General features: G+C 69.5%; 27 protein-coding genes. 7 read left to right on the top strand and 20 right to left on the bottom strand.

From position 1 onward, the window contains the following. Window positions 1-64: 64 nt before the first annotated feature. Entirely contained in the window at window positions 65-499 is a 435-nt protein-coding gene (locus NRB56_RS24105) for a VOC family protein (RefSeq protein ID WP_153345849.1), read from the top strand. Between the two features lie 18 nt (window positions 500-517). On the opposite strand, the gene NRB56_RS24100 is transcribed toward NRB56_RS24105, so the two are convergent. Then, on the bottom strand, window positions 518-1,171 hold the full coding sequence (locus NRB56_RS24100) for a nitroreductase family protein (protein WP_153345847.1): 654 nt from the start codon (window positions 1,169-1,171) through the stop codon (window positions 518-520). A gap of 131 nt (window positions 1,172-1,302) precedes the next feature. Between NRB56_RS24100 and NRB56_RS24095 the strand changes: the two genes are divergently transcribed. After that, window positions 1,303-2,109 (top strand): LLM class flavin-dependent oxidoreductase, encoded by an 807-nt coding sequence (locus NRB56_RS24095; RefSeq protein WP_153345844.1) that lies wholly within the window; start codon window positions 1,303-1,305, stop codon window positions 2,107-2,109. A 108-nt stretch (window positions 2,110-2,217) separates the two neighbouring features. Continuing rightward, entirely contained in the window at window positions 2,218-3,333 is a 1,116-nt protein-coding gene (locus NRB56_RS24090) for an NADH:flavin oxidoreductase (RefSeq protein ID WP_153345842.1), read from the top strand. A gap of 38 nt (window positions 3,334-3,371) precedes the next feature. Here the strand turns inward: NRB56_RS24090 and NRB56_RS24085 are convergent, their stop codons facing one another. The 4 genes from NRB56_RS24085 to NRB56_RS24070 form a co-directional block, all read right to left on the bottom strand. Continuing rightward, on the bottom strand, window positions 3,372-4,826 hold the full coding sequence (locus tag NRB56_RS24085; RefSeq protein ID WP_153345840.1) for an NAD(P)/FAD-dependent oxidoreductase: 1,455 nt from the start codon (window positions 4,824-4,826) through the stop codon (window positions 3,372-3,374). 138 nt (window positions 4,827-4,964) lie between these two features. After that, window positions 4,965-5,558 (bottom strand): hypothetical protein, encoded by a 594-nt coding sequence (locus tag NRB56_RS24080; protein ID WP_153345838.1) that lies wholly within the window; start codon window positions 5,556-5,558, stop codon window positions 4,965-4,967. A gap of 94 nt (window positions 5,559-5,652) precedes the next feature. Then, window positions 5,653-6,804, bottom strand: coding sequence for a methyltransferase (locus NRB56_RS24075; protein ID WP_319943450.1), 1,152 nt, complete (start codon window positions 6,802-6,804; stop codon window positions 5,653-5,655). A 368-nt stretch (window positions 6,805-7,172) separates the two neighbouring features. Beyond that, window positions 7,173-9,185, bottom strand: a complete 2,013-nt coding sequence (locus tag NRB56_RS24070) for a PKD domain-containing protein (protein WP_227838250.1) — start codon at window positions 9,183-9,185, stop codon at window positions 7,173-7,175. Window positions 9,186-9,324: 139 nt separating this feature from the next. Here NRB56_RS24070 and NRB56_RS24065 point away from each other — a divergent pair, with 139 nt between their 5' ends. Beyond that, on the top strand, window positions 9,325-9,960 hold the full coding sequence (locus tag NRB56_RS24065; RefSeq protein WP_319943449.1) for a TetR/AcrR family transcriptional regulator: 636 nt from the start codon (window positions 9,325-9,327) through the stop codon (window positions 9,958-9,960). Window positions 9,961-9,972: 12 nt separating this feature from the next. Here NRB56_RS24065 and NRB56_RS24060 read toward each other — a convergent pair whose 3' ends face one another. Next, window positions 9,973-10,686, bottom strand: a complete 714-nt coding sequence (locus tag NRB56_RS24060) for a DUF4386 domain-containing protein (RefSeq protein ID WP_153345832.1) — start codon at window positions 10,684-10,686, stop codon at window positions 9,973-9,975. Between the two features lie 112 nt (window positions 10,687-10,798). On the opposite strand from NRB56_RS24060, the gene NRB56_RS24055 reads away from it, so the two are divergent. Beyond that, window positions 10,799-11,566 carry a TetR/AcrR family transcriptional regulator gene (locus NRB56_RS24055; protein ID WP_319943448.1) on the top strand — a complete coding sequence of 256 codons (768 nt, stop codon included), beginning with the start codon at window positions 10,799-10,801 and terminating at the stop codon, window positions 11,564-11,566. A 46-nt stretch (window positions 11,567-11,612) separates the two neighbouring features. Here the strand turns inward: NRB56_RS24055 and NRB56_RS24050 are convergent, their stop codons facing one another. The 10 genes from NRB56_RS24050 to NRB56_RS24005 are packed head-to-tail and all read right to left on the bottom strand — an operon-like array spanning window position 11,613 to window position 20,942. Beyond that, window positions 11,613-13,067, bottom strand: coding sequence for an aldehyde dehydrogenase (locus NRB56_RS24050; RefSeq protein WP_153345830.1), 1,455 nt, complete (start codon window positions 13,065-13,067; stop codon window positions 11,613-11,615). Window positions 13,068-13,120: 53 nt separating this feature from the next. Next, the gene (locus tag NRB56_RS24045) at window positions 13,121-14,392 is read right to left on the bottom strand and encodes a metal-dependent hydrolase family protein (RefSeq protein ID WP_319943447.1); all 1,272 of its coding nucleotides are present in this window, start codon (window positions 14,390-14,392) and stop codon (window positions 13,121-13,123) included. Continuing rightward, on the bottom strand, window positions 14,389-14,724 hold the full coding sequence (locus NRB56_RS24040; RefSeq protein WP_153345829.1) for a hypothetical protein: 336 nt from the start codon (window positions 14,722-14,724) through the stop codon (window positions 14,389-14,391). Before NRB56_RS24040 ends, NRB56_RS24045 begins: the two co-directional genes overlap by 4 nt. Then, window positions 14,721-15,995, bottom strand: coding sequence for an aromatic ring-hydroxylating oxygenase subunit alpha (locus tag NRB56_RS24035; RefSeq protein WP_153345827.1), 1,275 nt, complete (start codon window positions 15,993-15,995; stop codon window positions 14,721-14,723). The genes NRB56_RS24040 and NRB56_RS24035 overlap by 4 nt, the downstream gene beginning before the upstream one ends. Before the next feature lie 24 nt (window positions 15,996-16,019). Next, entirely contained in the window at window positions 16,020-16,859 is an 840-nt protein-coding gene (locus NRB56_RS24030; RefSeq protein WP_319943446.1) for a TauD/TfdA dioxygenase family protein, read from the bottom strand. Then, window positions 16,856-17,194: a hypothetical protein gene (locus tag NRB56_RS24025; RefSeq protein WP_153345825.1), complete on the bottom strand. Its 339-nt coding sequence runs from the start codon at window positions 17,192-17,194 to the stop codon at window positions 16,856-16,858. Before NRB56_RS24025 ends, NRB56_RS24030 begins: the two co-directional genes overlap by 4 nt. After that, on the bottom strand, window positions 17,191-18,468 hold the full coding sequence (locus NRB56_RS24020) for an aromatic ring-hydroxylating oxygenase subunit alpha (RefSeq protein ID WP_319943445.1): 1,278 nt from the start codon (window positions 18,466-18,468) through the stop codon (window positions 17,191-17,193). Before NRB56_RS24020 ends, NRB56_RS24025 begins: the two co-directional genes overlap by 4 nt. Then, complete coding sequence (locus tag NRB56_RS24015; protein WP_153345823.1) at window positions 18,465-19,082, bottom strand: carboxymuconolactone decarboxylase family protein; 618 nt, start codon at window positions 19,080-19,082, stop codon at window positions 18,465-18,467. The genes NRB56_RS24020 and NRB56_RS24015 overlap by 4 nt, the downstream gene beginning before the upstream one ends. Beyond that, entirely contained in the window at window positions 19,079-19,876 is a 798-nt protein-coding gene (locus tag NRB56_RS24010; protein ID WP_153345821.1) for an SDR family NAD(P)-dependent oxidoreductase, read from the bottom strand. Before NRB56_RS24010 ends, NRB56_RS24015 begins: the two co-directional genes overlap by 4 nt. A gap of 13 nt (window positions 19,877-19,889) precedes the next feature. Then, window positions 19,890-20,942, bottom strand: coding sequence for a ferredoxin--NADP reductase (locus tag NRB56_RS24005; protein WP_319943444.1), 1,053 nt, complete (start codon window positions 20,940-20,942; stop codon window positions 19,890-19,892). Window positions 20,943-21,326: 384 nt separating this feature from the next. On the opposite strand from NRB56_RS24005, the gene NRB56_RS24000 reads away from it, so the two are divergent. Beyond that, window positions 21,327-21,929: a TetR/AcrR family transcriptional regulator gene (locus NRB56_RS24000; protein WP_153345819.1), complete on the top strand. Its 603-nt coding sequence runs from the start codon at window positions 21,327-21,329 to the stop codon at window positions 21,927-21,929. Between the two features lie 12 nt (window positions 21,930-21,941). Here the strand turns inward: NRB56_RS24000 and NRB56_RS23995 are convergent, their stop codons facing one another. Further along, complete coding sequence (locus tag NRB56_RS23995; protein ID WP_153345817.1) at window positions 21,942-22,655, bottom strand: LmeA family phospholipid-binding protein; 714 nt, start codon at window positions 22,653-22,655, stop codon at window positions 21,942-21,944. A 109-nt stretch (window positions 22,656-22,764) separates the two neighbouring features. Next, window positions 22,765-23,742: a glycoside hydrolase family protein gene (locus NRB56_RS23990; RefSeq protein WP_227838248.1), complete on the bottom strand. Its 978-nt coding sequence runs from the start codon at window positions 23,740-23,742 to the stop codon at window positions 22,765-22,767. 221 nt (window positions 23,743-23,963) lie between these two features. On the opposite strand from NRB56_RS23990, the gene NRB56_RS23985 reads away from it, so the two are divergent. Continuing rightward, window positions 23,964-24,461 carry a hypothetical protein gene (locus tag NRB56_RS23985; protein WP_153345815.1) on the top strand — a complete coding sequence of 166 codons (498 nt, stop codon included), beginning with the start codon at window positions 23,964-23,966 and terminating at the stop codon, window positions 24,459-24,461. A 46-nt stretch (window positions 24,462-24,507) separates the two neighbouring features. Here the strand turns inward: NRB56_RS23985 and NRB56_RS23980 are convergent, their stop codons facing one another. Next, window positions 24,508-25,158 (bottom strand): DUF4126 domain-containing protein, encoded by a 651-nt coding sequence (locus NRB56_RS23980; protein ID WP_153345813.1) that lies wholly within the window; start codon window positions 25,156-25,158, stop codon window positions 24,508-24,510. Window positions 25,159-25,351: 193 nt separating this feature from the next. Next, on the bottom strand, window positions 25,352-26,173 hold the full coding sequence (locus NRB56_RS23975; RefSeq protein ID WP_153345811.1) for an SDR family oxidoreductase: 822 nt from the start codon (window positions 26,171-26,173) through the stop codon (window positions 25,352-25,354). Window positions 26,174-26,280 lie beyond the last annotated feature (107 nt).

Here is a 26,280-nt window from a genome sequence, read left to right as displayed (position 1 = left end):
CAGCCACTACAGCCCCGGCTCGTCCGGGACAGAATGGGGCGGTAACCGATCTCGAGGAGACTTCATGACGGTCCGTCGCTTGGATCACACCGGCATCGTGGTCGAGGATCTCGCGGCGGCGGTCGCGTTCTTCGTCGAGCTGGGTCTGGAGGTGGAGGGTGAGGCGACCGTCGGGGGGCCGTGGGCCGACGAACTCCTCGCACTGGACGGCGTCCTGGCCGACATGGTCGTCGTGCGGACCCCGGACGGCCATGGCCGGGTCGAACTCTCGACGTTCCGCTCCCCGGCCCAGGCCGCGGCGCCGAACGCACCGGTGAACGCGCCGGGCGTGCCGCGCCTGACCTTCGTCGTCGATGATGTCGACGACGTCCTGCGCCGGCTGCGCGCCCACGGCGCCGAACTGGTGGGCGCGGTCGCCCGATACGAGGATGTCTGCCGGTACGGCTACGTCCGGGGCCCTGCCGGCGTCATCATCGGGCTGGTCGAGGAACTCGGCTGAACAGCGGCCGCTGCGGGCCTACCAGCTGTTCCAGTGGGTGAGCTGGTCGGCCGGGAGGCGTTTCGCCGGGCGGAAGTCGGTGCCCTGGGTGTAGGCGATCGGGAACAATCCGCCCTGGCTGTACTTGTCGAACGGGATGCCGAGCAGGTCGGCGGCCCGCTTCTCGCCGTCGCCGACGAGATGGAGGGTCGTCCACGCCGAGCCCAGTCCGCGCGAACGCAACGCCAGCATGAAGCTCCAGACCGCCGGCAGCAGCGAGCCCCAGAAACCCGCGCTCGACACACCGGGGGTGTTCTCCGCCCGGCCCTTCAGGCACGGGATCAGCATCACCGGGACCTCGTGGAGGTGGTCGTTGAGGTACCTGGCCGAGTCCTGCACGCGGGGGCGGCTCAGGTCGCGCTCGTCGCCGAATTCGGGCTTCGGCGCGTCGAGGTACGGGGTGGCGTAGGTCCGGTAGATGTCGGCCAGTGCCTTCTTGCGCTCGGCGTCCTCGACGAAAACCCACTGCCACCCTTGGGAATTCGAACCCGACGGCGCCTGCAGCGCCAGATCGAGACACTCCAGCAGCACCTCGCGCGGCACCGGGCGCTCGAGGTCCAGCCGCTTACGCACCGAACGGGTGGTGGTCAACACGTCGTCGACGGACAGATTCAGCGCGTTCCCGACTGTCATTCCTCGTCCTCTCCGGGCTGCCACCGTCGAACAACCTCGAGGGTCCAGTATGGCCGGGCGGCCGCACCGATGAATTCCGGGTCGATCCGCGGTCGATATCTCCGGAACCGACGACAGGCAGGAGTACCGGCATGACGAAGCCGTTTCGATTCGGGGTTGTCGCCCCGCTGCGCACCGATGTGCCGGCATGGCTCGACCGGGCCCGCCGGATCGCCGACAGCGGGTACTCGACGCTGTTGGTGCCCGATTTTCCGCTGACCCAGCCGGCGCCCGGACCCATGCTGGCCACCGTCGCGGCGCGCACCGACCTGCGGGTGGGGACCTGGGTGTACGCCTCGCCCCTGCGTCCGGCGTGGCTGACCGCGTGGGAGGCGCACTCGCTGTCGCTGCTCACCGGCGGCCGCTTCGAGATGGGCCTCGGCACCGGCCGGCCGGGAATCGAGGATGAGCTGCGCGACAAGGGAATTCCCGGCGTGCCGCCGCCGAATGGGCGGCTGGCGCAGCTGCGGGAGACCGTCGAGCGGCTGCGTGAACTCGACGGTCCCGATCGGCACACGCCCGTGGCGATGGCCGTGTTCGGGCCCAAGGCCCGGGCGCTGGCGGCCGAGGTCGCGGACACGGTCACGTTGGCGCTGGGCGATCAGCCGCGGGGCGAGGTCGAGCTCTTGACGCGCGACTTCCGGACCACCGGAAACGTCGAACTCGCGCTCGCGGTGCCGGTCATCGGTGACGCCGTCGCACCCTACATGGCGCCTCCGGACACCGACCCGGCCGCACTGCGCGCCGCGGACGCGCTGACCGTGCTCCCGGACGACCCGGCGGCCGCCGCCGAGGAGATCCAGCGGCGGCGGGAGGAGATCGGCTTCTCCTACTTCGTCTTCGGCGCCGACTTCGCCGAACGGTTCGCTCCGGTGGTCGCCGAGCTCGCCGGACGTTGACCGACCTCGCCGGGCCGACGGCCGTCCGATCCCGGGAATGCCGTGATCACCGGCGTTGTTGCGACAGGGGTTTGCGGCCGAGGCTCAGCGCGGAAAGGGACGTGTTCCATGTCATACGATTCGATCGGTTCGCTGGTGACCCTCGATGGTTTGTTCGGCGAGTTCCGGGTGGGATCCCTGCGACTGCGCAACCGATTCGCGATGGCTCCCATGACGCGGGGCAAGTCACCGGAAGGGATCCCGAACGACGAGAACGTCGGCTATTACCGCGCGCGGGCCGCCGGCGGAGTAGGCCTGATCATCACCGAGGGCACCTACATCCGCGGTCCGGCGGCCGGGCCCTCCGCTGAGGTGCCGCGCTTCTACGGCGAGGACAGTGCTGCCGGTTGGCGTGCCGTGGTCGACGCCGTCCACGCCGAGGGCGCCGCCATCGTGCCGCAGCTGTGGCATCTGGGGGTGGCCCGAGGCGATGAACCCGCCTTCGAGCCCGGGACGCCGTCGGTGAGCCCGTCCGGTGTCGACCACGCCGGGCAGGCGGTCGGACGCCCGCTCACCACCGCCGATCTGGCAGCGCTCGTCGACTCGTATGTCGAATCCGCCGTCCTGGCACGGCAATTGGGCTTCGACGGAATCGAATTGCACGGTGCCCACGGCTACCTCCTCGACCAGTTCTTATGGGCCGCAACGAATCAGCGTTCGGACCGATACAACGGCGCGGCGCGCGACCGGGCCGCGTTCCCGGCGCGGGTGGTCGCCGCGGTGCGTGCGGCGGTCGGCCCCGATTTCCCGATCATCTACCGCTTCTCGCAGTGGAAGGGTGTCGACTACACCGCCCGGATCGCCGAATCCCCCAGCGAACTCGAACAATTGCTGATGCCGCTGGCCGACGCCGGCGTCGACATCTTCCACACCTCGCTGCGACGGCACTGGCTGCCCGAATTCACCGACCACGCAACCGATTCCAGCCTCGCCGGCTGGACCAAGAAGATCACCGGCCTGCCGGTGATCACCGTGGGCTCGGTCGGGGTGGACAGCGTCTTCCGCGGCGACCGCATCGACGAGAGCCAGGCCGACCGCTTCCGCATCCTGCGGGAACAGTTCGAACGCGGCGAATTCGACATCGTCGCCCTCGGCCGCGCACTGCTCGCCGACCCGCAATGGGTCGACAAGTTCCGCACCGGCCGCCTCGCCGACATCACCCCGTTCCGCGTCGCCCCCCGGTAGGCACCGCCGATCCGTGCCGGGCGAAGGACGGCGCATGCCTAGTGCAGAGCGGGGAACCAGGTGGGGATGGTGTCGCGGACGAAGGAGCTGATGCATTCGATGGTGGGGCCGGAGAGGATTTCGCCGACGAAATAGAGGCCGTCGCGGCCCTGGATGGCTTCGACCCGGTCGAACCAGCCCTCGCGCAGGGCTTCCGCACTGGGGTAGGCGGGCCATTCGGCGATGGTCTCGGCGAGGAGTTCCGGTTCGCGGAACAGGAACAGGGTGTCCGCGGCGATGGCCCAGGCTTCGGCGTCGGTGATCGAGGTGTCGGAGTTGCTGAAGCACACCCAGTTCCGGCCGGGGTGTTGTTTGTTGGCCGCGGTGATGCGGTGTAGCGCTTGACCGGGATCGGTGTCGGTGTAGCTGCCGTAGGGGTCGATCACCCAGAAGCCCAGTGGCTCAGGGGAATCGGGTCGGCGGGGGAAGGCGATCGGTTCCACGCCCGCCCGGATCAGGTAGCTGCGGGTCCAGGCGCGCGGGCAGTGGCGTTCGGCGAAGAGGTCGTGGATATCGCCGGTGGGGAACACATCCCGGATCTGGGACGGGCGGCCGGTCATGACGACGCGGGCATAGATCCGTTCGCGCTCGCGGCCGTCCGCGCGCCAGGTGACCCGGATCGCCTCGGGCCCAACGGGTTCGATCCGGGTCACGGTCGAGCGCAGGGCGATGTCGAGTCGCAGGTCGTCGGCGACGCGCCGCAGCAGGCTGCGGAATCCCTGCGGGAAGCCGAGACTGACCGGGCGGCGGGAGCCGATCTGCGCCACCAGCGACGGCGGCATGCGTCGCAGCAGGGCCTCGCGGTCCGCGGGATACAAGCGCAGCATCATCTTGGCCAGTTGCGAGACGTGGCCGTTGATGTGCGCGTTGATGTTCACGACGGTCTCGGCGGGCTGGCGCGGGCGGCGCATGTTGGCGTACAGCACCAGGCCCTGGAGGATCTCACCGACGAGCGGCGCGTGCCGGGCGCGGTAGCTCTCCCAGGTCTCGCCGGGGATCCGGTCGAACGCCAAGCCGCGTATGCCCGCTCCGGTCCGCTCCCGGCGCGCTCGTTCGATGATGGTCCACGCCTGGGCCAGTTGGTCGGCGGCCTGCTCCGCGGTGAGGGTGGACAGGAGCGGGACGAAGTGCGGCGGGACGGCCGGTTCCGGTTCGCCGGACGGCGACCGGGCGACGAAGTGCAGGATCTCGGGCTGGGTGGGGACGGGGTGCCTGGTGATCACGTCGTGGATGGCGGTGTCGGCCATGTCCGCGCCGAAATCCTGTTGCACGATGAGATGCGCTTGGAAATCGTAGATTTCACCGTCGACCTCGGCCGTCCGGCACAGTCCGCCGAGTTCCGGCGACGCCTCGAGGATCTCGACATTGCGGTAGCCCTGGTCGTGCAGCTTCGCGGCCGTGAGGATACCGCTCTGTCCTGCCCCGACTACACAGATCGGCGCCCCATGGTCCACCGCGCCTCCTCGCTCGATGCCCGGCCCTCAGTATGGGCGCGAATCATCGCGCGCACAGCGGAATTCGCCGCACGCCGGTGACGACCCGAGGTCGCGGACCGGACTCGGCCGGTAGGTCGCGAATCCGGGAGGGCCGCCTCAGAACTTGCCGGTGTGGTGTTCGATCCGATGCCCCAGCCGGGCGGCGAATTCGGTGACGAACTCGTCGGTGAGGGGCGGCCAGCCCCAGAAGTCGAAGGCCAGGGCGCCCAGGGCGAAGTTGTCCGCCCATTTCCACGCGGTGATGGGGCTCGCGGTCGCGCAGGAGGGGCAGACCGCCTCGCCGGCGCCGGTGTGCTTCCATGCCCCGATCGCGTCCGAGAACGGTTGCCAGACAGCGGGATCGGCCTCCCACTGTTGCGGGTAGTCGATGATCACGGTGGTCGCCCCGCAGTGCGGGCACACCGCGGCGGACGGTTCGACGGCACCTTGGCCGGCGTAGTGGTCGTGGCGGCCGACGATGACGGCGACGGGGCCGGGGATCCAGTCCGATCCCCATTCACGGGTGATCCGCGCCCACTCCGGGCCCGGCAGGTATCCTTCGTCGACCTGGAGGCTGTACATCGCGTCACCCGAGGTCTCCCGCGACAGCAACCGCGCCGACACCATCCAGTCGACCATTCGCTCGGCCAGTGCGCCCGCGTCGGCCGCGGTCACCTCGAGATCGACGATTCGCTCGAAAAAATCACCCATACCCGGCATCCTGCCATCGGGGACCGACACCCCCCGTCACCGGTGACGGTGTCGAAAGCCGGAGGTGGCGTCCCGGGTTCACGATCGGCGCCGGTTACCGCCGGGTGGCGGGATCCGGTCCGGGTTTGCGGCCGTGGATCATCGAGGTCGGGCCGATCAGGTGACAGGACCGGATGTCGACGAAACCGGCGTCCCGGAGCCAGGTTTCGCATTCGGGGAGGGTGGCCTCGAAGCCGCCGCGCATCTCCAGCATGATGTTGAGGCTGGACAGGCGGCTCAGCAGGTTGTCGCGGCGGCGGGGGTCGATCATGGCGTCGTAGACGAGGACCGCGCCGCCGGGCGGGAGTGCGGCGTAGGCCTTGGCGAGCAGGTCGCGGCGGACGGATTCACCGTAACCGTGCAGGATGTGGCCGAAGGACACGACGTCGGCGCCGGGCAGCGGTTCGTGGAACATGTCGCCGGGGATGAACAGCAGGCGGTCGGCGAGATCGTAGGACTCGACGTATTCGCGGAAGATCGGCTCGACCGCCGCCAGGTCGTAACCGGCGCCCGTGAGGTGCGGGTGGGTCAGGGCGAGGCGGACCGGCAGCGCGCCCTGGGCGCATCCGATATCGACGAAGGTCCGGAATCTGCGCCACGGGAATCGGGCCGCGATCAGCATCGCCTCACCGGTGGCGATGCCCGTCATGCCGGTGAGGAAATCGCGCAGCGCGGCGGGATCGCGATAGAGCGTGGAGAAGAATTCGTTGCCGCCGCGTTCCTCGCCCGCCTCCGGAATGCCCGTGCGCAGCAGATCGCCCAGGCCCGACCACAGCGTGTACAGCCGTTTGCCCGACAATTCCAGCAGGCCGCCCACGTAGTTCGGGCCGGCGGGGCGCAGGAACAGCGCGGCCGCGCGGGAATTGGTGTAGCGGCCGGAACGGCCGCGGCGCAGCAGGCCCAGGTCGACGAGGGCGTCGAGGAACGGGCCGGCCGCCCGGGGATGCCAGCCCAGCCGCTCACAGAGTTCGTGCTTGGAGCGCCGCCCGGCCGCCAGCTCGGTGAACAGGCCGAATTCGACCGCGGTGAGGACCACCTGCGACGCGGTGAACGCCGTCCCGGCCCGCACGATCTCCTCCGGATCCGCGAGGCGGCGCAGCAGCGCACCGCCGACCCGGCTCTGGAACAGTTTCATGACCAGTTTCTCGCGGCGGAGGTTCACGCCGCCGCGGACCTCGGATTCGGCCGCGCTCCCGGAATACGACACCGTTCTCGCCCCTCACTGGCCGCCCGGCGGCCGCCTCGGACAGCGGATTGATCGGTCACAGGCTGGGTGAAAACTGCTCGCAGACGCTACCCGATCGGCGCGCCGGCGCGACCTCGACGGCACCGATCGAGCCGGAACCGAGCATTTCCCGATGCCCCGCCGCCGGACGCTCCGACGGGTTCGTGCCCCGGCCGGGACTGTCCCGGGGCCCTGCTCGGGCGGATCGCCCCGATCACGCGCACATCGGGGCCGTAGCCGGTGGACCGATTCGGCACGACCGCCGACCGGTCGGGGGCGCCGGCCGATCGGGACGGTGTCCAGCTCGTCCTCCCGGTCGCGTAGGCGCGCTCCGATCCCTTCGCCCGCGTTCAGGCGGTGACCACGACGCGGACGCGGGCGAGGTTGTCGACGCGGGCGAAGTGGTCGTCCGGATCGCCGTGGGGGTGCGTGGAGACCCGGACGGTGACGAAATATTTTCCAGGCTCTCCGAATACGTGGTTCCGCTCGACCTCCACCGTTGTGCCCGAAGCGAATTCGCTGTGCTCGGTGAAATCTCCGGTGCCGTCGAAGTCCCAGGCGAGATCCACGATCCGCCCTGCGCCGGGCGGGGTTTCGGCGATCGCGTGCAACCGGATCGGCCGGCCCACTCTCGTGTCCGCACGCTCGCCGCCGTCGGCGGTGAGCGCGACGACGGGCTGCACCCCGAGCCGGTCGGCGGCGCTGGCCGGAACATGTACCTGCCCGTCGTCGACGGTGTATCGCGTGGTCGCGGCGGGCGGCCGGCCGGTTTCGACCCACGCGCTGAGCTGCCGCAGCGCCTGATGCAGGACGCCGAGGTAGGTGACGGTGCGGGTCGGATGCTCCTGGCGTTCGTCGTCGCCGTGCAGCGCGTGGTCGACGTACCAGAGCCGGAAGTGGTCGTCGGTCCGATCGCCGAGGTGTTCCCGCACCCGCTCCCGGTACCAGTCGGCCTGCCACGGGAACGCCTCGCGGTCCAGCAGGCAGGCCACCACGATCATCTTGCCGGTGAACCGCCCGGTCGGCAGGTGCCCGGAGGCGGCCGCGGTGAACAGCGGGCCGAGCAGCAGCGGCCGTTGCGGGTATCGCGGCGTGCCGTCGGCCGCGCGGAACTGGTCCCACACGGCGTAGGTCGCGTCGGGGACCTGGTGCCGGTGATAGGTCTGGGCGGCGAGGAAGCCGCTGTTGTCGATCTCGACGGTGTCGCCGGGTGCGAGCCCGGCCAGCCCACCGGCGTGGTCGGGTGCATCGAGAACCGCTGTGTCGCCGTGGAATTCGGTGATGGTCACACGAGTGCCCGCCGCCGCACCCGTTCGCACGACGAGGTCGGCGCCTTGCGCGGGGGCACAACCGGAGATGCCGGGCACGTCGACAGCCACGATCGCGTCCGCGTCCCCGGCCGGGCCCTTGAACGCGTCGTCGACGCCACCGCGCGGTGTCCCCGCGGCCTGATGCTCGGGGATGCCGCGGGCCCGGGCCTGCGCGCGGGTCAGGGCTCCGGTGGTCCGGCAGCGGTGCCGCACCCGGTCGCGGTGCACCGAGGCGGCGGGATCGGCGCCCGCGTATCCCGGGGTGCTCCAGAAATCCGCCGAGTAGGCCGGATCGACCAGCAGCACATGCGGATACAGCGTGCCGAAGGCGTGGAATCCCATGGTGCGGTGGCCGAACCAGGACCGGGTCGGGAAACCCATCCGGGTCACCTCGGCCAGGGCGGCGCGCTGTTCCTCGGTGAGGCCGTCGTCGATCGGCCGGTCCGAACCGGCGTCGGCGGCGTCGGCGATCCCGTCGAGCCGCTCGCGCAGGATCCGCTGGGCGTGCATGCGGACGGTGAACACGTTGGGAATCGCCATCGGACTGCCGATCACGTACGGCACGAACCCGTCCCACATTCCCGCGGTGCTCTCCGCGCCGCCGATGGTCCGGTAGCCGCCGCCGCTGCCGCCGTACGCGTAACCGTAGACGCGGCGCTCCCCGTACAGCCGCCGCGCCACGACCCGGGAGTATTGCGCCACAGCGGCATTCGCGCGGTAGGCGGTGACGGTCGGATCGGTCGCGCCGCCGGGCGTCGCGGGGCTGCCGCCCCCGTTCGTCTCCACGAAGTACGCGCCGGAGGCGAACGCGAATCCGATCTTGTCCTCCCGGCCGGTCGCGTGCGGGGCGAGATTCTCGCTGTCCGGGACCGGGGTGATGTGCTGGAAGAACCGCCCCTGATAGTCCTCGGCCGGTGGGAAGTACAGCGAGAAGCGTGTGTCGGTGCCGGTGAACCCGCCGTGGACGTACCGGTGCGGTACCGGTTCCGTGCGCCACTCGTCCGTGTCGAGGTAGGGCTCGGCGAAATCCGGATCGATCGGGTGCTGCTCCACGGGTCTCCTCGACGGGGTCGAAATTCGAGCATGCATGTGTTCGAAGTACATGTACGACGTGCGATTGGACCCATTGAAGCGCAGCATCGGCACGAAAACCAGACTTTACTCAGAATTGGTGATGCGTAGAGTCGGTGGCGTGTCGACAGCCCCCGCCCGCAACCGCGGCAACTACGCCAGGACCGCCGAGCGCCGGCAGACGATCGCGCGGGCGGTCCTCGACCTCGTGCTCGAGAAGGGGCACGGCGGGGTGACCACCGCCGAGACCGCCGCCCGCGCCGGCATCAGCGAGGCGACGGTCCTCTACCACTTCCCCAGCCGCGACCATCTGCTGGTGGCGGCGCTGCGCCGGGTCTTCGAGGAGGACGACGAACGCCTGTCGGCCGGGCTGACGGCGCTGGATCTGGACCGGCTGCGCACGTACGCCACCGGCGGCCCGCGCGAGATCACGCTGCTGTACACGACTTTGGCGGGTCACGCCGGCACTCCCGGCCATCCCGCCCGCGAATTCTTCCTCGAGCACTACGCCGAGGCGCGCGACCGCTGGACCGCGATCATCGCCGCGCGGCAGCGGGACGGCCTGGCGCACCCCGGGCTCGATCCGGCCGAGACCGCGCGGCAGTTCCTGGCCACCTGGGACGGCCTGCGGGCCCAGTGGCTGATCGATCCCGCCTTCGACCTGGGCGACTCGCTGATCTCCGCGTTCCGCCGCCTCACCGGGCAGAACTGGATGGAGGTCAGGGACCTGCTGCTGGAGCGCGGCACCGGTCTCTGACCTCCGCCCGGATCAGTGCGCTTCCGCCGCGATCGGCCGGAAACCTTTGACCAGCAACCAGATTCCGAGCGACAGCTCCCACAGCGCGATCGGCAGCGCGGCGACGGCGGCGATCGGCGTACCCTGCGCGTAGGCGCCGAACAGGCTCGCGACATCGGAGGCCAGCAGCAGCGGCGCGCCGACGAGTCCGAGCAGCGGAATCACGCGCGGCACCAGGCCCGAGCGGTACAGCACCGTCCCCAGCAGCAGAGCGTTGGCGACCGGCATGAGACTCTGCCCGAACAGGAACGTCGCGTCGTGCACGGCCACCAGCGCGCGGCCCGCGGTGACCAGCGCGGCCGGATCCGCACCGCCGTCGTGCCGCAGCGTGACGATCGACCACAGCGTCACGACCCCGACGAGGATCAGGCCCGCCTCCAGCAGGCGCGTGCCCACGAATCCGACGGCCGCCGTCTCGCTGTAGCGCCGCGTCACCGGGAACAAGGCGACGGCGGTGCCCGCGCACGCGAACGCCAGCACCACCTCGAGGAGCGTCCCCCACAGCACGCCACCCGAATCTCCCGCGCCGAGCACGAAATCCGTGTGATGCAGCACCGGCTCGTACAGCGCGAGCGTGGGTATCGAGGTGAGAAACGTGAGCAGGTACAGCGCGCCGGCGGCGAACGCGTTGTACCGCAGGGTGTCTCCGGTCGGTCGGGGGGCTGCTGCGAGTGCGGTGGTACCCATGGCGAACTCTCTGCGAGATGAGGTGTACGACGTACACCTTCGATGCGGCCAAGGCTAAGGTGTACGCTGTCCACCTGTCAAGTCCGACGACCCGCGCCGGAGAGGATCACGAGTGGTTCGGCCAGCCGACGAGCAGACATCCGGCCGCCCGGCCGCGGGGAAGGCCGAGCGTCCCCGGCGTACTCCCCTCAACCGCGAGCGGGTCCTGCGCGCGGCCGTGGCGCTCGCCGACGAGACCGGCCTGGACGGGGTGAGCATGCGCCGGCTGGCCCAGCATCTCGGGGTCGTCCCGATGGCCCTGTACAAACACGTCGCCGACAAGGAGGAACTGCTCGACGGCATGGTCGATCTCGTCGTCACCGAATTCACCGCTCCCCCAGCGGATTCGGACTGGCGCGACGGCGTCCGGCAATACGTGCTGTCGGCGCGGCGCACGGTCCTGCGCCACCCGTGGGCGCGGCCGGCGATCGAAACCCGCACGCGCCGAACGCCGATCGTCCTCGCGTACATGGACGCGGTGGCCGGGCTGTTCCTCGGCGGCGGATTCTCGGCGGATCTGACCCATCATGTGATGCACGCACTGGGCAACCGCATCTGGGGTTTCAGCCCGGAACTGTTCGACGAGTCCGGCGACGAGTCGGCGCCGCCGCCCGACCCACAGGTACAGGCGGCCGCGATGGCCGAGTTCGGCCGCCACTATCCGCACATCCTGGCGATCGCGACGGTCGCGACCGGCGGGGATCTCGGCGCCGTCGGCCAGGGCTGCGACGAGCAGTTCGAATTCGAATTCGCGCTCGATCTCCTCCTCGACGGCGCCGATCGACTGCACCGCCGGGGGTGGAAGTCACACGCCCCCAGCGCCTCTCATACCGCCGGCTGAGCCGTTCCGAGGCGAGCGGCCGAGGCGGGGTGCCTGACCCCGGCCCTCAGCGCCGCGCGGCGACCCCCGAGATCGACTTGGTGTCCAGATAGGCATCGATCCCCTCGGGCCCGAATTCGCGGCCGATGCCGCTGGCCTTCACCCCGCCGAAGGGCGCGAACGGATCCATGCTGTAGGCCGCGTTGATACCGAGGGTGCCGGTACGGATCTCCCGGGCCAGCGCGACACCACGCTCGTTGTCCGCCGTCCAGATCGAGCCCGACAGGCCGTACTCGCTCGCGTTGGCGACGGCGGCCGCGTCCCGGTCGTCGGTGTACGGGATCGCGGTGAGGACGGGACCGAAGATCTCCTCCCGCGCGATCCGCATGGCCGGATCGACATCCGTGAACAGGGTGGGCCGGATGTACCAGCCCCGGTCGAGCCCGGACGGGAGGTCGCTGCCGCCGGCCACGATCCGCGCGCCCTCGCGCCGGCCGGTCTCCAGATAGTCGCGCACCCGGACTTGCTGGCGCTGCGCGACCAGTGGGCCGACCTGGGTGCCCGGATCGACCGGGTCGGCGACGGCGAGACCGTCGACGGTGGCGGCCAGCGCGTCGAGATATTCGTGATACCGGCTGCGCGGCAACAGGATCCGCGTCTGCGCGACGCACGCCTGGCCGCTGTTCATCAGGCCCGCGACGATCATGCCGTCGGCGACGGCGGCCGGATCGGCGTCGTCGAGGACGACCGCGGCGGACTTGCCACCGAGCTCCAGATTCACCTTCCTCAGGGCGGCCCCGCACGCCGCGGCGACCTGCCGCCCGGCGGCGGTGGACCCGGTGAAGGAGACCTTGTCGACACCGGGATGGCCGACCAGATACGCACCGATCTCCCGGCCCGCGGGCAGCACGCTGACCACCCCGGGTGGCAGGCCCACCTCGTCCAGCAGGTCGGCCATCAGGTAGGCGTCCAGTGGCGTCTCCGGCGACGGTTTGAGCACGACGGTGCATCCGGCCAGCAGCGCGGGCACGAGCTTCACCACGGTGAGGAACATCGGCATGTTCCACGGGATGATCGCCGCGACGACCCCGACCGGCTCCTTGCGCACCAGGATGTCCGAACCGAGGAATCCCGGCCGCGCCTGCTCCCACGGGACGCGCTCGGCGACGGCCGCGAACGCGTCGATCAGCACACCGGGCAACCGGGCGTGCGCCGACCGCGAAAAGGTGATCGGCGCACCCATTTCCGCGGTGATCAGCTGCGCGAGCTCCTCCTGACGCGGCTTGTAGCGCTCGGCGAGCGTCCGGACGATCCGGATCCGCTCGGCCGGATCGAGCCGGGGCCACGGCCCGTGGTCGAACGCCGCCCGCGCGGCGGTGACCGCGCGGTCGACGTCGGCCCGGGTGGGCTCCGGCACCCGGGCGATGACCTGCTCGGTATGCGGCGAGACGACCTCGATCGTGCCGGTGCCCGCCGGTGCCTCCCAGCGGCCGCCGATGTAGAGGTGGTGGCGGGTCAGCATCGTCGTCCCGGGAATCGGTTGTGGCGTAGCGGATTCGGCACAGGTCGTTTCCTTCAGGCGAGGACGGGTGAGCGGGTCAGGGCGTTCTTGTGGACGCGGCCGTCCTTCATGACGAAGCGCACGTCCTGGAGCAGGGTGATGTCGGTCGTCGGATCGCCGGGGACGGCGATGATGTCGGCCAGCAGGCCCGGCGCCAGGCGGCCGCGGTCGTCGACGTCGAGCAGGTCGGCGCTGGTGAGCGTGGCGGCGCGGATGGCCTGCAACGGCGTCATGCCGCGATCGACCATGGCCCACAGTTCCTTCGCGTTGTCGCCGTGCGGGACGGCGGGCGCGTCGGTGCCACAGGCGATCTTCACTCCGGCCGCGATGGCCTTGGTCAGCATCGCGCGGGCCTTCGGGAACACCTCGGCGGCCTTCTGCTGAAGGGCCGGTGCGGCTTTCGAGACGTCCAGCCCCTCGGACAGGTAGCTGGTCGGCACCAGGAAGGTGCCGTGCTCGACCATCATCGCGATGGTGTCGTCGGTTGCCAGCGACCCGTGCTCGATGCAGTCCACGCCGGCGCGGATGCACGCCCGGATCCCGGCGTCACCGTGCGCGTGGGCGGCCACCCGGACGCCCGCGCGGTGCGCCTCGTCGACGATCGCGGCGAGTTCCTCGTCGGAGTACTGTTGCGCGCCCGCGACGGTGCCGTGCGACATCACCCCGCCGGAGGCGGAGATCTTGATCACCCCGGCGCCGTATTTGATCTGGTAGCGGACGCATTCGCGCACCTGCGGGACGCCGTTGGCGCGGCCCTCCTCCACGCTCAGCGGCATGATGTGCGGGGCCAGCCGCTGGAACATGGTCGGGTCGAGGTGCCCGCCGGTCGGGGTGATCGCGTGCCCGGCCCCGACGATCCGCGGTCCCTCGACCCAGCCCTGTTCGATGGCCCGGCCCAGATCGACGTCGAGCAGATACCCCCCGGTCTTCACCATGAGCCCGAGATTGCGGACCGTGGTGAAACCGGCGTGCAACGTGGTACGGGCGTTCACCGTGCCGCGCAGGGTCCGGTAGACGGGGTCGTCCTGCACGCCGTGCATCGGGTTGGGCAGCCCGGTGGGGTTGTCCGGCCCGCCGATGAGCAGGTTGATCTCCATGTCCATCAGGCCGGGCAGCAGGGTGACGTCACCGAGGTCGATCACGGTGGCCGACGGCGGGATCGCCGGCTCCGGCGCGACCGAGGTGATCCGATTGCCCTCGACCACGATCGTTGCGGGAGAACGTACTTCGCCGGACTCGACGTCGAGCAGGCGGGCCGCGCGCAGCACGGTGATCGGTGCGGTCACGGCAGCGGCTCGATCACGCAGTCGAGGGTCGCCGCACCCGAATCCGGCACGCGCGGCTGGCTCCACACCTCGACGGGGAAGGACACCATGATCATCGAATACAGCAGGTACAGCAGGTTCAGCGCGTCCTCGGGCTGCTCGTCGAGCGGGAACCGGTCGCAGTATTCCATCGCCGCGTCGGCGCGCGGCGTGATCGCGTCGTAGAAACTCTGCATCTCGGCCATCGAGCTGGCCAGCCGCCGGGCATACCGCTCGGGTTCGGTGGGCAGGCACCAGGTTTCGGCGAAGGGCTCCAGGTCGGCGAATTCGGCCGGCAACAGGGTGGTGCTCATCGCTTCGTCACCTCCAGATCGCCACCGAGGTAATCGGTGACCCAGTCGCCGGCGACCTTGTGCAGGTGCCGCAGCAGGATCTCCTGGTCGTTGAGCGGAAATGCCTCCACCACACGGGATTCGAGCATGGTCTGGGTGGCCTCCAGGGTATTGCCGTCCTGCAGCGCGTATTCCTTGAACGTGACCGCCGCCATCTCGTGGGCGACGCGTTCGCGGATGGTCCGGGCGGGCGGGAAGTACAGATTGCCCTCGAACACGTGGGTGTTGTACGAGGTCGGCCAATAGTGGTACGTGAGATACCAGCCACCGGACCAGATCAGGATCACGAAGTTCGGGAACAGCTGGAAGGAGTCCAGCCCCCACGGATCGCATTTCGCGGGATTCAGGCCCACCGGCATCGGGCCGAGATCCGGTGCGTCCCACGGCCCGAACAGTCCGCTGCGAGTGATGTCCTCCATCGGCTTGCGCATCTCGGAGTCCAGTTCCCAGGTGACCACGCCGGAGGTGCTGACCAGCCGGTGGGGCCCGTCGAGCCGGTAGAGCGGCGCCTCGAAACCGGCCTGCGCGGCGGCGGCGGAATACTTTGCGGGACTTTGTTTTCCGTGCAGGACCGGCGCGTGATAGAACTCCTGGAACGCGTCCATGTACAGCTTCCAGTTGGCGCCGACCTCGCTGCGGTAGTGCCAGCGCTCGGTGAGCCGATCGAACGGGTAGCCGTCCAGGTCGGTGATCATCGGGCCGAGGAACTCGTGCAGGGTCTGCCGGGGGCTCGGATCGAGGTTGACGAAAATGAATCCCGACCAGACGTCGCAGGCGACCGGCACCAGGCCGTAGGAATCCTTGTCCAGATCGAAGAATTCGCCCTCCTGCTGAACGAACTTCAGCGCACCGTCGATGTCGTAGCGCCAGCCGTGGTACTTGCAGGTGAACTGCCGGCAGGTGCCCGCGACCTCCTCGTTCGGAAAGTCGTTCCACACCAGCTTGTTCCCGCGATGACGGCAGATGTTGTGGAACGCCCGCACACTGCCGTCACTCTGGCGGACGACGATCACCGAGGTCCGGGCGATCCGGATCTCCTTGGTGAAATAGCTTCCGGTGCGCGGCAATTGCTCGACACGACCGACATTGAGCCAGGCGCGCTTGAAGATCGCCTCCCGCTCCAGGTCGTAGAACTCCGGCGAGATCGAGTCGGCGTACGACATCGGGGCGGTGCCGAGTTCGGCGTAGTGCTGCGTCCAGCTGCCCTCGGGTGGTTTGGGCCAGCGAGCCATGATGAAATCTCCTGTGATCTACGACTATTGGATGGGTTCGTCACCGAGGACGGTGGTGCGCAGCATTTCTCGCGGCGAGTTCGGTTCGTAGGGAGCGGCGCGATGGATGACACCGCGGTTGTCCCAGATCACGGTGTCGCCCACGGTCCATTCGTGCCGATACACCCGGTCCGGGGCGGTGCAGCGGTCGAGCAGTCCGTCCAGCAGCGCGCGGCTCGCGGTCGGCTCCATGCCCACCACATGGTCGGTGGAGGCGCCGAGCACCAGCGAGCGGCGTCCGGTGGTGTGCGTCCAGACGAGCGGATGTTCCTTGGACGGCCGCCGATGCCAGGCCGCCAGCTGTTCCGGCGTCGGGTCCGGGGTCACCAGCCGTTGCGAGGCCTCCAGCGAGTGCAGCACCCGCAAGGTGGCGAACCGGGTCTTCTCGTCGTCGCTGAGATCGTCGTACGCGGCGTAGGTAGAGGCGAATTCGGTTTCGCCGCCGGTCTCCGCGACCGCGTGCGCCGAGAGCACCGTGGCCTTCTGCGGGTAGGCGTCGTCCTCCGGGGTGCAGCCGTCGATATGCCAGTCGAAGGTGGCCCGCAGATAGCTCGCCGACGAGTTCTTCGCGGTGTCCAGGCTGACCCGGTAGATCCCGCTGACCGGGTGATGCCCCGGCGAGGTGTCGAGATCGCCGAGGTGCCGGCAGAACTCGACCTGCGTTTCCGCGTCCAGGTGCAGGCCCCGGAACAACAGCACCCCATGGGTTTCCAGTGCTTCCAGGATCGCGCCCGGCACGGTCGGATCGGTCAGCAGCCGGTCGGTGTCCACGTCGGTGATCTCGGCGCCGACGTCGCGGCCGAGCTTCTCGAGGGTGATGGTCACGGCAGTGGCTCCCTGATGCGTGCGAGTTCCGCGTCGGCGCTGTCGGTCGGCGCGGGCTGATGGAAGATCTCGACGGCCATGGCCACCATCACGAGCGAATACACCAGCCACAGCAGGTGGGTGGCGTCCTCGGGCAGGTCGTCGAGCGGGAATTTGTCGCAGTATTCGATGGCCTCGTCGAGCCGGGGGAAGAACGCGTCGTAGAACTCGATCATCTCCGGCATCTCGGAATTGCGCCGCCGATCCCACCGTTCGCTTTCGGTGGGCAGGCACCAGATTCGCGCGTACGGCTCGAGGTCGGCGTAGGCCGGGGGCAGCAGGCGTCCGCTCGTCATGCCCGCACCTCCACGCGCTCGGCGCGATAGGCGTCCACCCATTCCGCGACCGTCTTGTGGAAGTGGCGCACCAGGATCTCCTGATCGCCGAGTGGATATTCGGTGATGCCCGCGGTGCTGTAGGCGGCCTCCAGCGCGGTCTGCGTCCCGTTCAGCATGCCCGCGTCCTGCAGGGCGAATTCCTTGAACACCACCGAGGAGACCTCGTGCTCGACGCGTTCGCGCACCGTGCGGGCCGGCTGGTAGCACAGCATGCCCTCGAAGTGGTGGCTGTTGTAGGAGGTGGGCCAGTAGCGGTACAGCAGATACCAGCCGCGGTAGATGAGGATCTCGATGTTCGGGAAGATCTGGAAATTGTCGATACCCCAGGGCTCGACCTTGCCGGGGTTCAGTCCGGGCGGCATCTCACCCTCGAGTTCCGGGGATTGCCACGGGCCCACCAGCCCACTGCGGGTGACCCGTTCGATGGGATACATGTATTCCGCGGGCAGCGTCCAGCGCCGGGGGCCGGCGGTCGACGTCACCCGGTGCGGGCCGTCGAGCTGGAAATGCGCACAGGTGAATCCGTTCTCGGGTTTGCGCACCGCGGACGGCACCTGCTGCGTATGCAGCGCCGGAACGTGGTAGTACTCCTGGAACGCGTCGGCGAACAGCTTCCAGTTGCTGCGATTGTCGGCCGAGAATTCGTACCACTCGGTCATCTTGTCGAACGGATAACCGTCGAGGGCGGTGATCATCGGGCCGAGGAATTCGCGCAGCGTCTGCCGCGGGGCCGGGTCCAGATTGACGAAGACGAATCCCGCCCACACGTCGCAGGCGACCGGCACCAGCCCGGTGGAATCCTTGTCCAAGTCGAAGAATTCGCCCTCCTGCTGGACGAAGTTCAGGGTGCCGTCGAGGTTGTAGCGCCAGCCGTGGTACTTGCAGGTGAACTGCCGGCAGGTGCCCGCGACCTCCTCGTTCGGGAAGTCGTTCCACACCAGCTTGTTCCCGCGATGACGGCAGATGTTGTGGAACGCCCGCACACTGCCGTCACTCTGGCGGACGACGATCACCGAGGTCCGGGCGATCCGGATCTCCTTGGTGAAATAGCTTCCGGTGCGCGGCAATTGCTCGACACGACCGACATTGAGCCAGGCGCGCTTGAAGATCGCCTCCCGCTCCAGGTCGTAGAACTCCGGGGACACCGAATCCTCGAACGAGATCGGGCCGGTGCCCAGATCCGGATAGTGTTGGGTCCAGCTGCCTTCGGCGGGTTTGGGCCATCCGCTCACGGTCGAACCTCCGTTTCCGGTGAAGCGGGTCGGTCACCCGGACCGATGTCCGGGTCGGGTTGCAGTGCGACGCTGTTGAACACCAGCGCCAGGCACAGGTAGGAACCGGCGACGAACAGCAGTTCCAGGAGTTGACGGGCGTCGAAATGCCCGGACAGTTCGGCCCAGGTGCGATCCCCGAGGCGATGTCCGTCGAGCAGTTCGTCGGTGGCGACGAGCAGCAGCACTTCGACCGGCGACAGGGCCGGGCCGCCGGCGGGCGCGCCGATCGCGTCGATCTGCGCGGCGGACAGGCCCAGTCGGGTCCCGATCCGCACGTGCTGATGCCACTCGTAGTCGGAGCCGGTACGGGCCGCGACGCGCAGGATCACCAGTTCGCGCAGCAGCGGATCCAGCGCGGGTTCCTGGAGCAGGACCCCGTTGTAGGACAGCCAGGCCGCGGCCAGTTCCGGGTGATGGCCGAGGACACCGAGCACGTTCGGCATGCGGGGCGCGTCGGGCGCGCCGGACAGGTACCGGTCGGCGAGCCCCACGCGGCCGCGCAGCAGTGCCCGGGCGTCCTCGTCCCACTGCTCGGGCGGCAGCGGGGCGAGCCGGGGTACCGAGGTGGTCATATGACCGAGCCGCCGTTCACGCCGAGTACCTGCCCGGTGATGTATCCGGCCTGTTCCGAGCACAGGAACACCACCGCCGCGGCGATGTCCTCGCCGGTGCCGAGGTGCCCGACCGGGATCGCCTTGGCCATGACCTCGTTGTCCGGCAGATTCCCGGCGGCCTGCGAGTTCCGCGACATCGGGGTGTCGATTCCCGACGGCGGAATCGTGTTCACCGTGATGCCGCGCGAAGCGTATTCGCGCGCAAGACCTTTCGTCATCGCCACGACCGCGCCCTTGGAGGCGGTGTAATGGATCATGCCCGGCGAGCCGCGCTGCGCGCTGGAGGACGAGATCGTCACGATCCGGCCCCAGCCGCCCGCGAGCATGTCCGGGATCGACGCCTGGACGCAGTGGAAGGTGCCGTGCAGATTCACGTCGATCACCCGATGCCAGGCCTCGTCGGTGATCTCGGTGAACGGCGCGAAACCGACCAGTCCCGCACTGGTGACCATGATCTGGACCGGGCCGAATTCGGCGTGCACCTTGCGCAGCGCCTCGTGCACGGCCGCGCGGTCGGTCACGTCCACCTCGGCGGCCGTGGCGGTACCGCCCGCGGCCCGGATCTCCTCCGCCACACGTTCGGCGGCGGCGCCGTCGATGTCCCAGACGGCGACCCGATCGCCGATCCCGGCCAGTGCGTGGCAGATCGACAGTCCCATGCCGGACGCGCCGCCGGTGATCACCGCGACCCGGCCGGCAGCACGCTCCGCGGGTGCGCCGGGCGCGCCGGCGCCCGGAGTCGGACTGTTCATGGTTGTTCTCCCTCTACTCGTAGACCACGTGCACGACCGGGCTGGTCGGGAACGCCTGGCAGGTCAGCACCCACCCGTCGGCCACCTCGTCCTCGCCGAGCGCGTCGTTGTGGCGCATCCGCGCGCTGCCGCGGACGATCCGGGCGATGCAGGTCGCGCAGCTGCCCGCCTCGCAGGAGGACGGCGGCGCCACGCCCAGCGCGCGGGCGGTCTGCAACAGCGTCGAACCGGCGCGGTGTGCGCCGCTGACCCGGCGGCGGCCGTATCGCACCGTCACCTCGGCGGCGGTGACCTCCTGCGGCGCAATGGGTTCGGGACCGTTCGGCGTGCCGAACCGCTCGATGTGCACGCGCGCCCGATCGGCGCCGCGCTCCCCGAGCACCGCCTCGACCAGGTCCATGAACGGCTCCGGGCCACAGACGAAATATTCGGCGTCCGTGGCGTTTTCGAGCACGCCACGGATCCGGCCGGCATCGACCAGGCCGGATTCGGCGTCGTGGTGCCAGGTGATCGTGAGCCGCCCGCCGCTGCCCTCGGCCAGTTCGGCCAGCTGCCGCGCGAAGATCACCGAGGCCCGGTCGCGATTGGCGTACAGCAATCGCACCCGGCGAGAGGTGGTGGCCAGCACGGTTTTCAGCACGGCGAACACCGGGGTGATCCCGCTGCCGCCGGCGAAGGCGACGAGATCGCCGCCGCCGTCCCGCAGGACGAACACCCCCGCCGGAACCGTCACCTCGACCTCGTCGCCGACCGCGAGCGTGTCGATCAGCCGGTTGGACACCAGGCCACCACGGACTCGTTTCACGGTGACCTGCAACGGATCTCCCACCGCCGGCGCCGACGACATCGAGTACGACCGGTAGTGCTCGGCACCGTCGACCGTCACCCGGAAGGTGAGGAACTGCCCGGCCCGGTAGTCGAAGCGCTCGCGCACCGCGGCGGGCACCGCGAGGACGTAGGAACGCGCGTCCGCGGTCTCGGTGACCACCTCGGCGATCCGCGCCCGGTGCCAGCCGCGCACCGGCGCGGCGCCGGTGGCCGCCGAGGCGATCTCAGCCGAGGCCACGGCCCACCGCCCCACGCGGCCGGACCGGCGACCTCCGTCGCGAGGTTGTCGGCGAAAGTTCCATGTGCACACCACATTCCTGGTCCGCCGCGCACCGGGCCCATCGGCCGTGCGCACCACATCGGGACCGTTCGGAGAGCGACGCTCTCAAACTTAACCGGGTGATTAATTAATCGAGTGATTAAGGTTATACGGGAGGCCGTTCGCGGCTGTCAAGGGTCCGCATCGTCGCTGGTCACGAGATGTCTTGCGACGCAAGCAGGCTCATCGGGACCCCGGATGACCCGTTCGGAATGCCCCGTGGCCCCCGCGGCCGGGCCGGGAAATGAGACAATGCCTGTCTGCGGCGAAGGCTCTCGCCACGTACACATCGGGAGGCACCACATGAGCCGGAGCCGCGGAGACGACGCCGAGAACCCCACCACCCGCACCGCGTTACTCGACGCGGCCGAGCGGATCATGATGGACGAGGGGTATGCGGCGGTCAGTTCGCGGCGCCTCGGCAATACGGTCGGGGTCAACCCGGCGCTGGTCTACTACTACTTCGAGAACATGGACAATCTGTTCATCGAATTGTTCCGGCGCGGCGCCGATCGCAGTTATCAGCGCCAGCTCGACGCACTCACCTCACCCCAGCCGCTGTGGTCGTTGTGGGAGGCGATCCACGATCGCTCGCACACCGCGCTGACCATGGAGTTCGTCGCACTGGCGAATCATCGGAAGGCCATCCGGGCCGAAATATCGGATTCCTCCAGGAAATTCCGCAAACTGCAACTCGACGCGGTCGGCAGGATTCTCGACGGATACGGAGTGCGATCCGAGACCCGCACCCCGGAGACGATCGTGCTGACCATGTCGAGCATTTCGCGTTTCCTGCGCATCGAGGAAGCCTTCGATGTCGACGCCGGGCACCGTCAGGTCATCGATCTGGTCGAGGTATTCCTGCGGGAGGTCGAGGGCGAACGGCGGCCCGATCCGCCGGCCTGAGCGCCCGGGCGGTCACTCACCGCCGGTCGTGGCCGGCACCTCGGAGAATCGCACGGAGTGCGCGACGGCGGTGACCCGCAGACCGTCGGGGCCGGGTTCGATCGCGGTCAGCTGCGCCCCGAGCGGCAGCTGCCGCAGCGGGACCACGAAGGTCAGCATGCTCTGCACCATCGACAGGGAGAGCGTGGGCCCGCCTGCCGCCGACTGGACCGAGACCGGAGTGATCCGGATGCCGTCGGTCACCGGCGCGACGGTGACGATCACCGTCGCGGGCACCTGGACGCCCTCCACCGGGAACGTCCCGATGACCCGCAGTCCTTCCGGCGCGTAGGACAGCGACTCCACCTCCTTCGACGCGAAGCCCCGCACGGTGTCGTAGGGCACCAGCGCCTTCGCCGCCGCCTGCGCGGCGACGAAATTCGAGGTGCGGTCGTGCAGCACGTCGTCCAGCGGCGCCGACACGTCGGTGAGCGTGATGTCGAGGTCGTGGACGGTGATGTTCTCCCCGCTCCAATCGCCGACCCGGATCCCGATGTCGTGATAGGTGCCTTCGACGGCCTGCGTCAGGAACGGGAAGCCGTTGATCGCGACCCGCGGTTGCTGGGTGAGCTCGTACTCTCCGGCGATCTTGCGGCCGATCTCGTTCTGCGTCACCACGACCGCGACCCGGTCGCCGACGACCAGCCCGATCGCCAGTACGACGATCAGAATCAGCAATGCGCGCATACACTCACCCGTTCGGCCATCCCACCATCATGGCGTGGGCCGGCACCGATCGCCGGCGCCGACCCACCCGGCATTGGCGGGGTGCCCGCCCACGCGGGCCGTAATCGTCCTATTCGAGCAGGACGGTGAAGTGGCGGACGAATCCGGACAGGCCGGGCAGCGGGCGCGGGGTGGTCCACTCGCCGAGCAGATCGGTGGTGACGGTGTCGCTGTAGACGTAGTGGCCCTGCACGGGGTTGTCCAGGTTGTAGGCGTCCAGGTAGATCCGCCAGCGGCCGTCGGGCAGCGGGATCACGCACTGACCCTCGCGGGGATCGCCGGCACCGGCGCCGCCCCACTGCGCCCAGTTGCCGGTCCGCACGAAAACGTAAGGGCCCGCGAGCTTCTCGGCTACCGCCACCTCGATGTTCTTGGTCGTCTCGTTCTTGACGAAGGCGTGATAGCGGCCCCGGACCAGCCGCATCGTGGTGTCGATGTAGCCGCTGGTGCCCGGGGCCGGCGTGATGCCGATCAACGGGGTGGGCGTACTCCACTGCGGCCGGTCCAGTGCGGTGTCGAGCGCGGACATCAGGTGCGGCCGGAAACCGGTGCCGTCGTTGAGGCTCACGATGACGTGCACGCGATTGTCGCGGTCGACGAACCATTCCGGCGCCCAGCTGTTCGTGATCCCGGGCAGCGGCATCGTGTACTCGTACAGGAACGTCCAGGCGAGCCGATCCGCGCTCCGGGCGAAGCCGATGGTGTCGCCGTCCCACGCGGTCGTGTACGTGAGGTAGTAGGCGCCGTCGGTGTGGCGGAACGCGCTGGGGTCGCGGCACAGACCCCGCCGGTCGGTGGGCGCGGTCGCCGGGGTGTCCTCGGGGTCGGCGTCCGGCGGCCGGTACGCGGCCCGCCGGACCAGCGAGAAATGCGTGGCATCGACGGATTCGTAGACCCACATGTCGGTCTGGCTGTCGTTCGTGAAGGCGGTCATGGTGTACCGAACCGGCGTCACCGCGCCCCCGACGTGCTTCGTAACCATCGCGCTCAATGGTAGCCCGGTGGCCAGCGCGAGGATCGACCTGCGGGACAGCCGACTCGATGTCATACGCAGAGTATTCAACGATCGAATGCCGAAAAATTGCTGACGCACCAGAATCGGTTTCCGACCGTGATGTGGCGTCCGCGGCCGCCGCCCCGCAGGTGTCCGCCCGCCCCGCCAGGGTGGGGTCGACCTGACCCTGGGGTGCCTGGTCGCGCCGCTGTCGTGGCCGCAGACTCGAGTTGCCGGACAACGAGTCCGGCATTCTTCGGCGGAGGAGAGCCACAATGTTCGCGAATCGTGCGCGGGGTGCGGTCCTGGCGATGGCGGTGGTCGCCGGCGCCCTGGCCGGTACCACGGCGGTCCAGGCGGGGAACACCGTCGGGCGGGCCGATCCGGTCGCCGCGCTGCCGGCGGCCTCCGGCACCTACGACCACCGGTGGCAGGGCCACGACCGGGCCATGTCGCTCTACTACGACGGCCTGGGCACCATCACGTTGTACGACGGGGCCGTCGACAGCGAGCAGTGGAACCTGACATGGGTTCGCGACGACGACACGAGCGTCCTGATCACGCTCCGGGACCGGACCGCGATCACCGGCAACGGCCTCGGTGGCGCGCTCGGCACCGGCACGTACTGGCGCGCCGGGCTGGTCACCGCGCCCGACAACCAGGTCACCGTGCTGCACTTCACCCGCGGCACCCAGGCGATGAGCGATCCGGACGCCGGCTACTTCTGGTGCGCCCCCGACACCTACGGCAACAGCGCGCTCTGCGGCGCCTGATCCGTGACGCCGTCCGGGCATCGCGAGATGCCCGGACGGGCCTGTGTCACATGGTGAATCGCCTCGTGTATCGCTTCGTGTCGGGTAGCTCACCGGACCGCGGGCCCGGTTCGAGCCGACGCCGCCGCCGGGCCCGCAACCATCGTTGCGCCCGGAATGCGATCCAGCCCAACAGGAACAGCAGGAGCAGGATCGCGACGAACGCCACCACCGGCACGGCCAGCGCCAGCACCGTGAGCACCAGCGCGGTACCGTCCTCGGCGGTCGACACCACCGGATTGCCCACGCCCGCGGTCGTTCCCGTGACGAACGGCCGGGCCACCGTCCGCCCGGCGTGCACGCTGCCCGCGACGACGGCCCCGATGACCGCCGTGACCACGGGCGGCAGGTGCGACGACAGGCTGGTGTCGGCGGTGAACAGGATCGCCCCGGAGGTCGGCGCGATCACCGTCCCGACCGCGTGCAGCGCCGAATCCAGCACGGGCACTTTGTCGCCCACGAGATCGATGACGAGCAGCGCGGCGATGCCGAGCAGCACGGGTGTCGAGGACATCCACCCGTAGGAACTGCCCAGATCGATCCACCCGGCCCGAGCCGCCACGCCCACCACCAGCAAGGGCAGCCAGGCGTTGAGCCCCGCCGCTCCCGACAACCCGAAGGCGCCGAGCACCGCGCCGACGGCCGCTGAGATATCCATACGACCAGTGTGCCGTCGGAGTCCGACATGTGAGGTCCGAGCACGGGTGACGTCGCGAACACGCACCCGCCGGGAATCGGCGCACGGCCCCGATCAGGACAGGGCAGCCGTGCCCGCGTCGGCCGGTGCCGCCATTCCGATGGGCGTCGGGTGGGGGGGGGAATTCCCTTGCCCGCCGCCGGGTCCGCCGCCGCTACGGCGCGGGCAGGGCGCGCAGGGTGGCGACCACACCGCCGTCGACGAGAAGGTCTGTGCCGGTGACGAATCCGGCGCGCGGGTCGAGCAGGAATTCGGCCGCCGCGGCGATGTCGTCGGGGGTGCCGAGCCGCTTCGCCGGTGACATGTCCAGCAGCGCACGCATATTCGCGCCGGATTCGCCGGCCAGCTCCTGCCGGCCCATGGGGGTGGAGATCACGCCGGGGCTGATCGAGTTGATCCGGGCGCCGCGAGCGCCCCAGGCGCCGGCCGCCGCCTGGACCCGCAGCAGGTTGGCCTGCTTCGCCAGCGAGTACGCCAGACCCGGGTTGTCCACCGCGGTGACCACGGGCAGCGTCAGCAGGTCCGCGGCGGGCGCGGTGGCGAGTTGCTTCGACTGTTCGGCGGACAGCAGGCCGGGCGCCATGTGGCCCGCCATGCTGGCGATGACGACGCCCGCGCCGCCGGGCGCCACTACATTCGCGAATTCGTCCAGCACCACGGCGACGCCGAGCAGGTCCACGTGCAGGATGCGGTCGACCGGCGCCTGGGTCGGGGACAGGCCGGCGGTGTGCGCGACGTGGGTGAGGCGGCCGAGCGCGGCGGACGCCTCGGCCAGCGCCCGCACCGACGCCACGTCGGAGACGTCCACCACCCGGGTGGTGACGTCGTGACCCTCGCCACTCAGCAGCGCGCCGGCCGCGTCCAGCGTGGCGGCGCTGAAATCCGCCAGCACCAGCCTGCGGCCACTGCCGATCCGCCGCGCGATCGCCTGGCCCATGCCGCCGACACCGATGACGACGGCAACGTCCTTGTCCATCGCAACTCCTGTCCATGCTCGTGATACTCGACTCGATTTACGAGACTTTTTGTATCGTAATTGCGACGCTACACCGATGCGCGCCGATCGGTCACTAGGCTTCCCCT

The organism is Nocardia aurantia, from assembly GCF_009604425.1.
Classification (GTDB): Bacteria; Actinomycetota; Actinomycetes; order Mycobacteriales; family Mycobacteriaceae; genus Nocardia; species Nocardia aurantia.
Note: the sequence above shows the minus strand (reverse complement) of the source record. Positions and strands in the feature narration are given on the sequence as shown.

Bases quoted from the DNA above. Each gene is read 5' to 3' on its own strand.
- NRB56_RS24105 (WP_153345849.1), top strand. From the start codon at position 65: ATGACGGTCCGTCGCTTGGATCACACCGGCATCGTGGTCGAGGATCTC.
- NRB56_RS24100 (WP_153345847.1), bottom strand. From the start codon at position 1,171: ATGACAGTCGGGAACGCGCTGAATCTGTCCGTCGACGACGTGTTGACC.
- NRB56_RS24095 (WP_153345844.1), top strand. From the start codon at position 1,303: ATGACGAAGCCGTTTCGATTCGGGGTTGTCGCCCCGCTGCGCACCGAT.
- NRB56_RS24090 (WP_153345842.1), top strand. From the start codon at position 2,218: ATGTCATACGATTCGATCGGTTCGCTGGTGACCCTCGATGGTTTGTTC.
- NRB56_RS24080 (WP_153345838.1), bottom strand. From the start codon at position 5,558: ATGGGTGATTTTTTCGAGCGAATCGTCGATCTCGAGGTGACCGCGGCC.
- NRB56_RS24060 (WP_153345832.1), bottom strand. From the start codon at position 10,686: ATGGGTACCACCGCACTCGCAGCAGCCCCCCGACCGACCGGAGACACC.
- NRB56_RS24050 (WP_153345830.1), bottom strand. From the start codon at position 13,067: ATGCTGACCCGCCACCACCTCTACATCGGCGGCCGCTGGGAGGCACCG.
- NRB56_RS24040 (WP_153345829.1), bottom strand. From the start codon at position 14,724: ATGAGCACCACCCTGTTGCCGGCCGAATTCGCCGACCTGGAGCCCTTC.
- NRB56_RS24035 (WP_153345827.1), bottom strand. From the start codon at position 15,995: ATGGCTCGCTGGCCCAAACCACCCGAGGGCAGCTGGACGCAGCACTAC.
- NRB56_RS24025 (WP_153345825.1), bottom strand. From the start codon at position 17,194: ATGACGAGCGGACGCCTGCTGCCCCCGGCCTACGCCGACCTCGAGCCG.
- NRB56_RS24015 (WP_153345823.1), bottom strand. From the start codon at position 19,082: ATGACCACCTCGGTACCCCGGCTCGCCCCGCTGCCGCCCGAGCAGTGG.
- NRB56_RS24010 (WP_153345821.1), bottom strand. From the start codon at position 19,876: ATGAACAGTCCGACTCCGGGCGCCGGCGCGCCCGGCGCACCCGCGGAG.
- NRB56_RS24000 (WP_153345819.1), top strand. From the start codon at position 21,327: ATGAGCCGGAGCCGCGGAGACGACGCCGAGAACCCCACCACCCGCACC.
- NRB56_RS23995 (WP_153345817.1), bottom strand. From the start codon at position 22,655: ATGCGCGCATTGCTGATTCTGATCGTCGTACTGGCGATCGGGCTGGTC.
- NRB56_RS23990 (WP_227838248.1), bottom strand. From the start codon at position 23,742: ATGACATCGAGTCGGCTGTCCCGCAGGTCGATCCTCGCGCTGGCCACC.
- NRB56_RS23985 (WP_153345815.1), top strand. From the start codon at position 23,964: ATGTTCGCGAATCGTGCGCGGGGTGCGGTCCTGGCGATGGCGGTGGTC.
- NRB56_RS23980 (WP_153345813.1), bottom strand. From the start codon at position 25,158: ATGGATATCTCAGCGGCCGTCGGCGCGGTGCTCGGCGCCTTCGGGTTG.
- NRB56_RS23975 (WP_153345811.1), bottom strand. From the start codon at position 26,173: ATGGACAAGGACGTTGCCGTCGTCATCGGTGTCGGCGGCATGGGCCAG.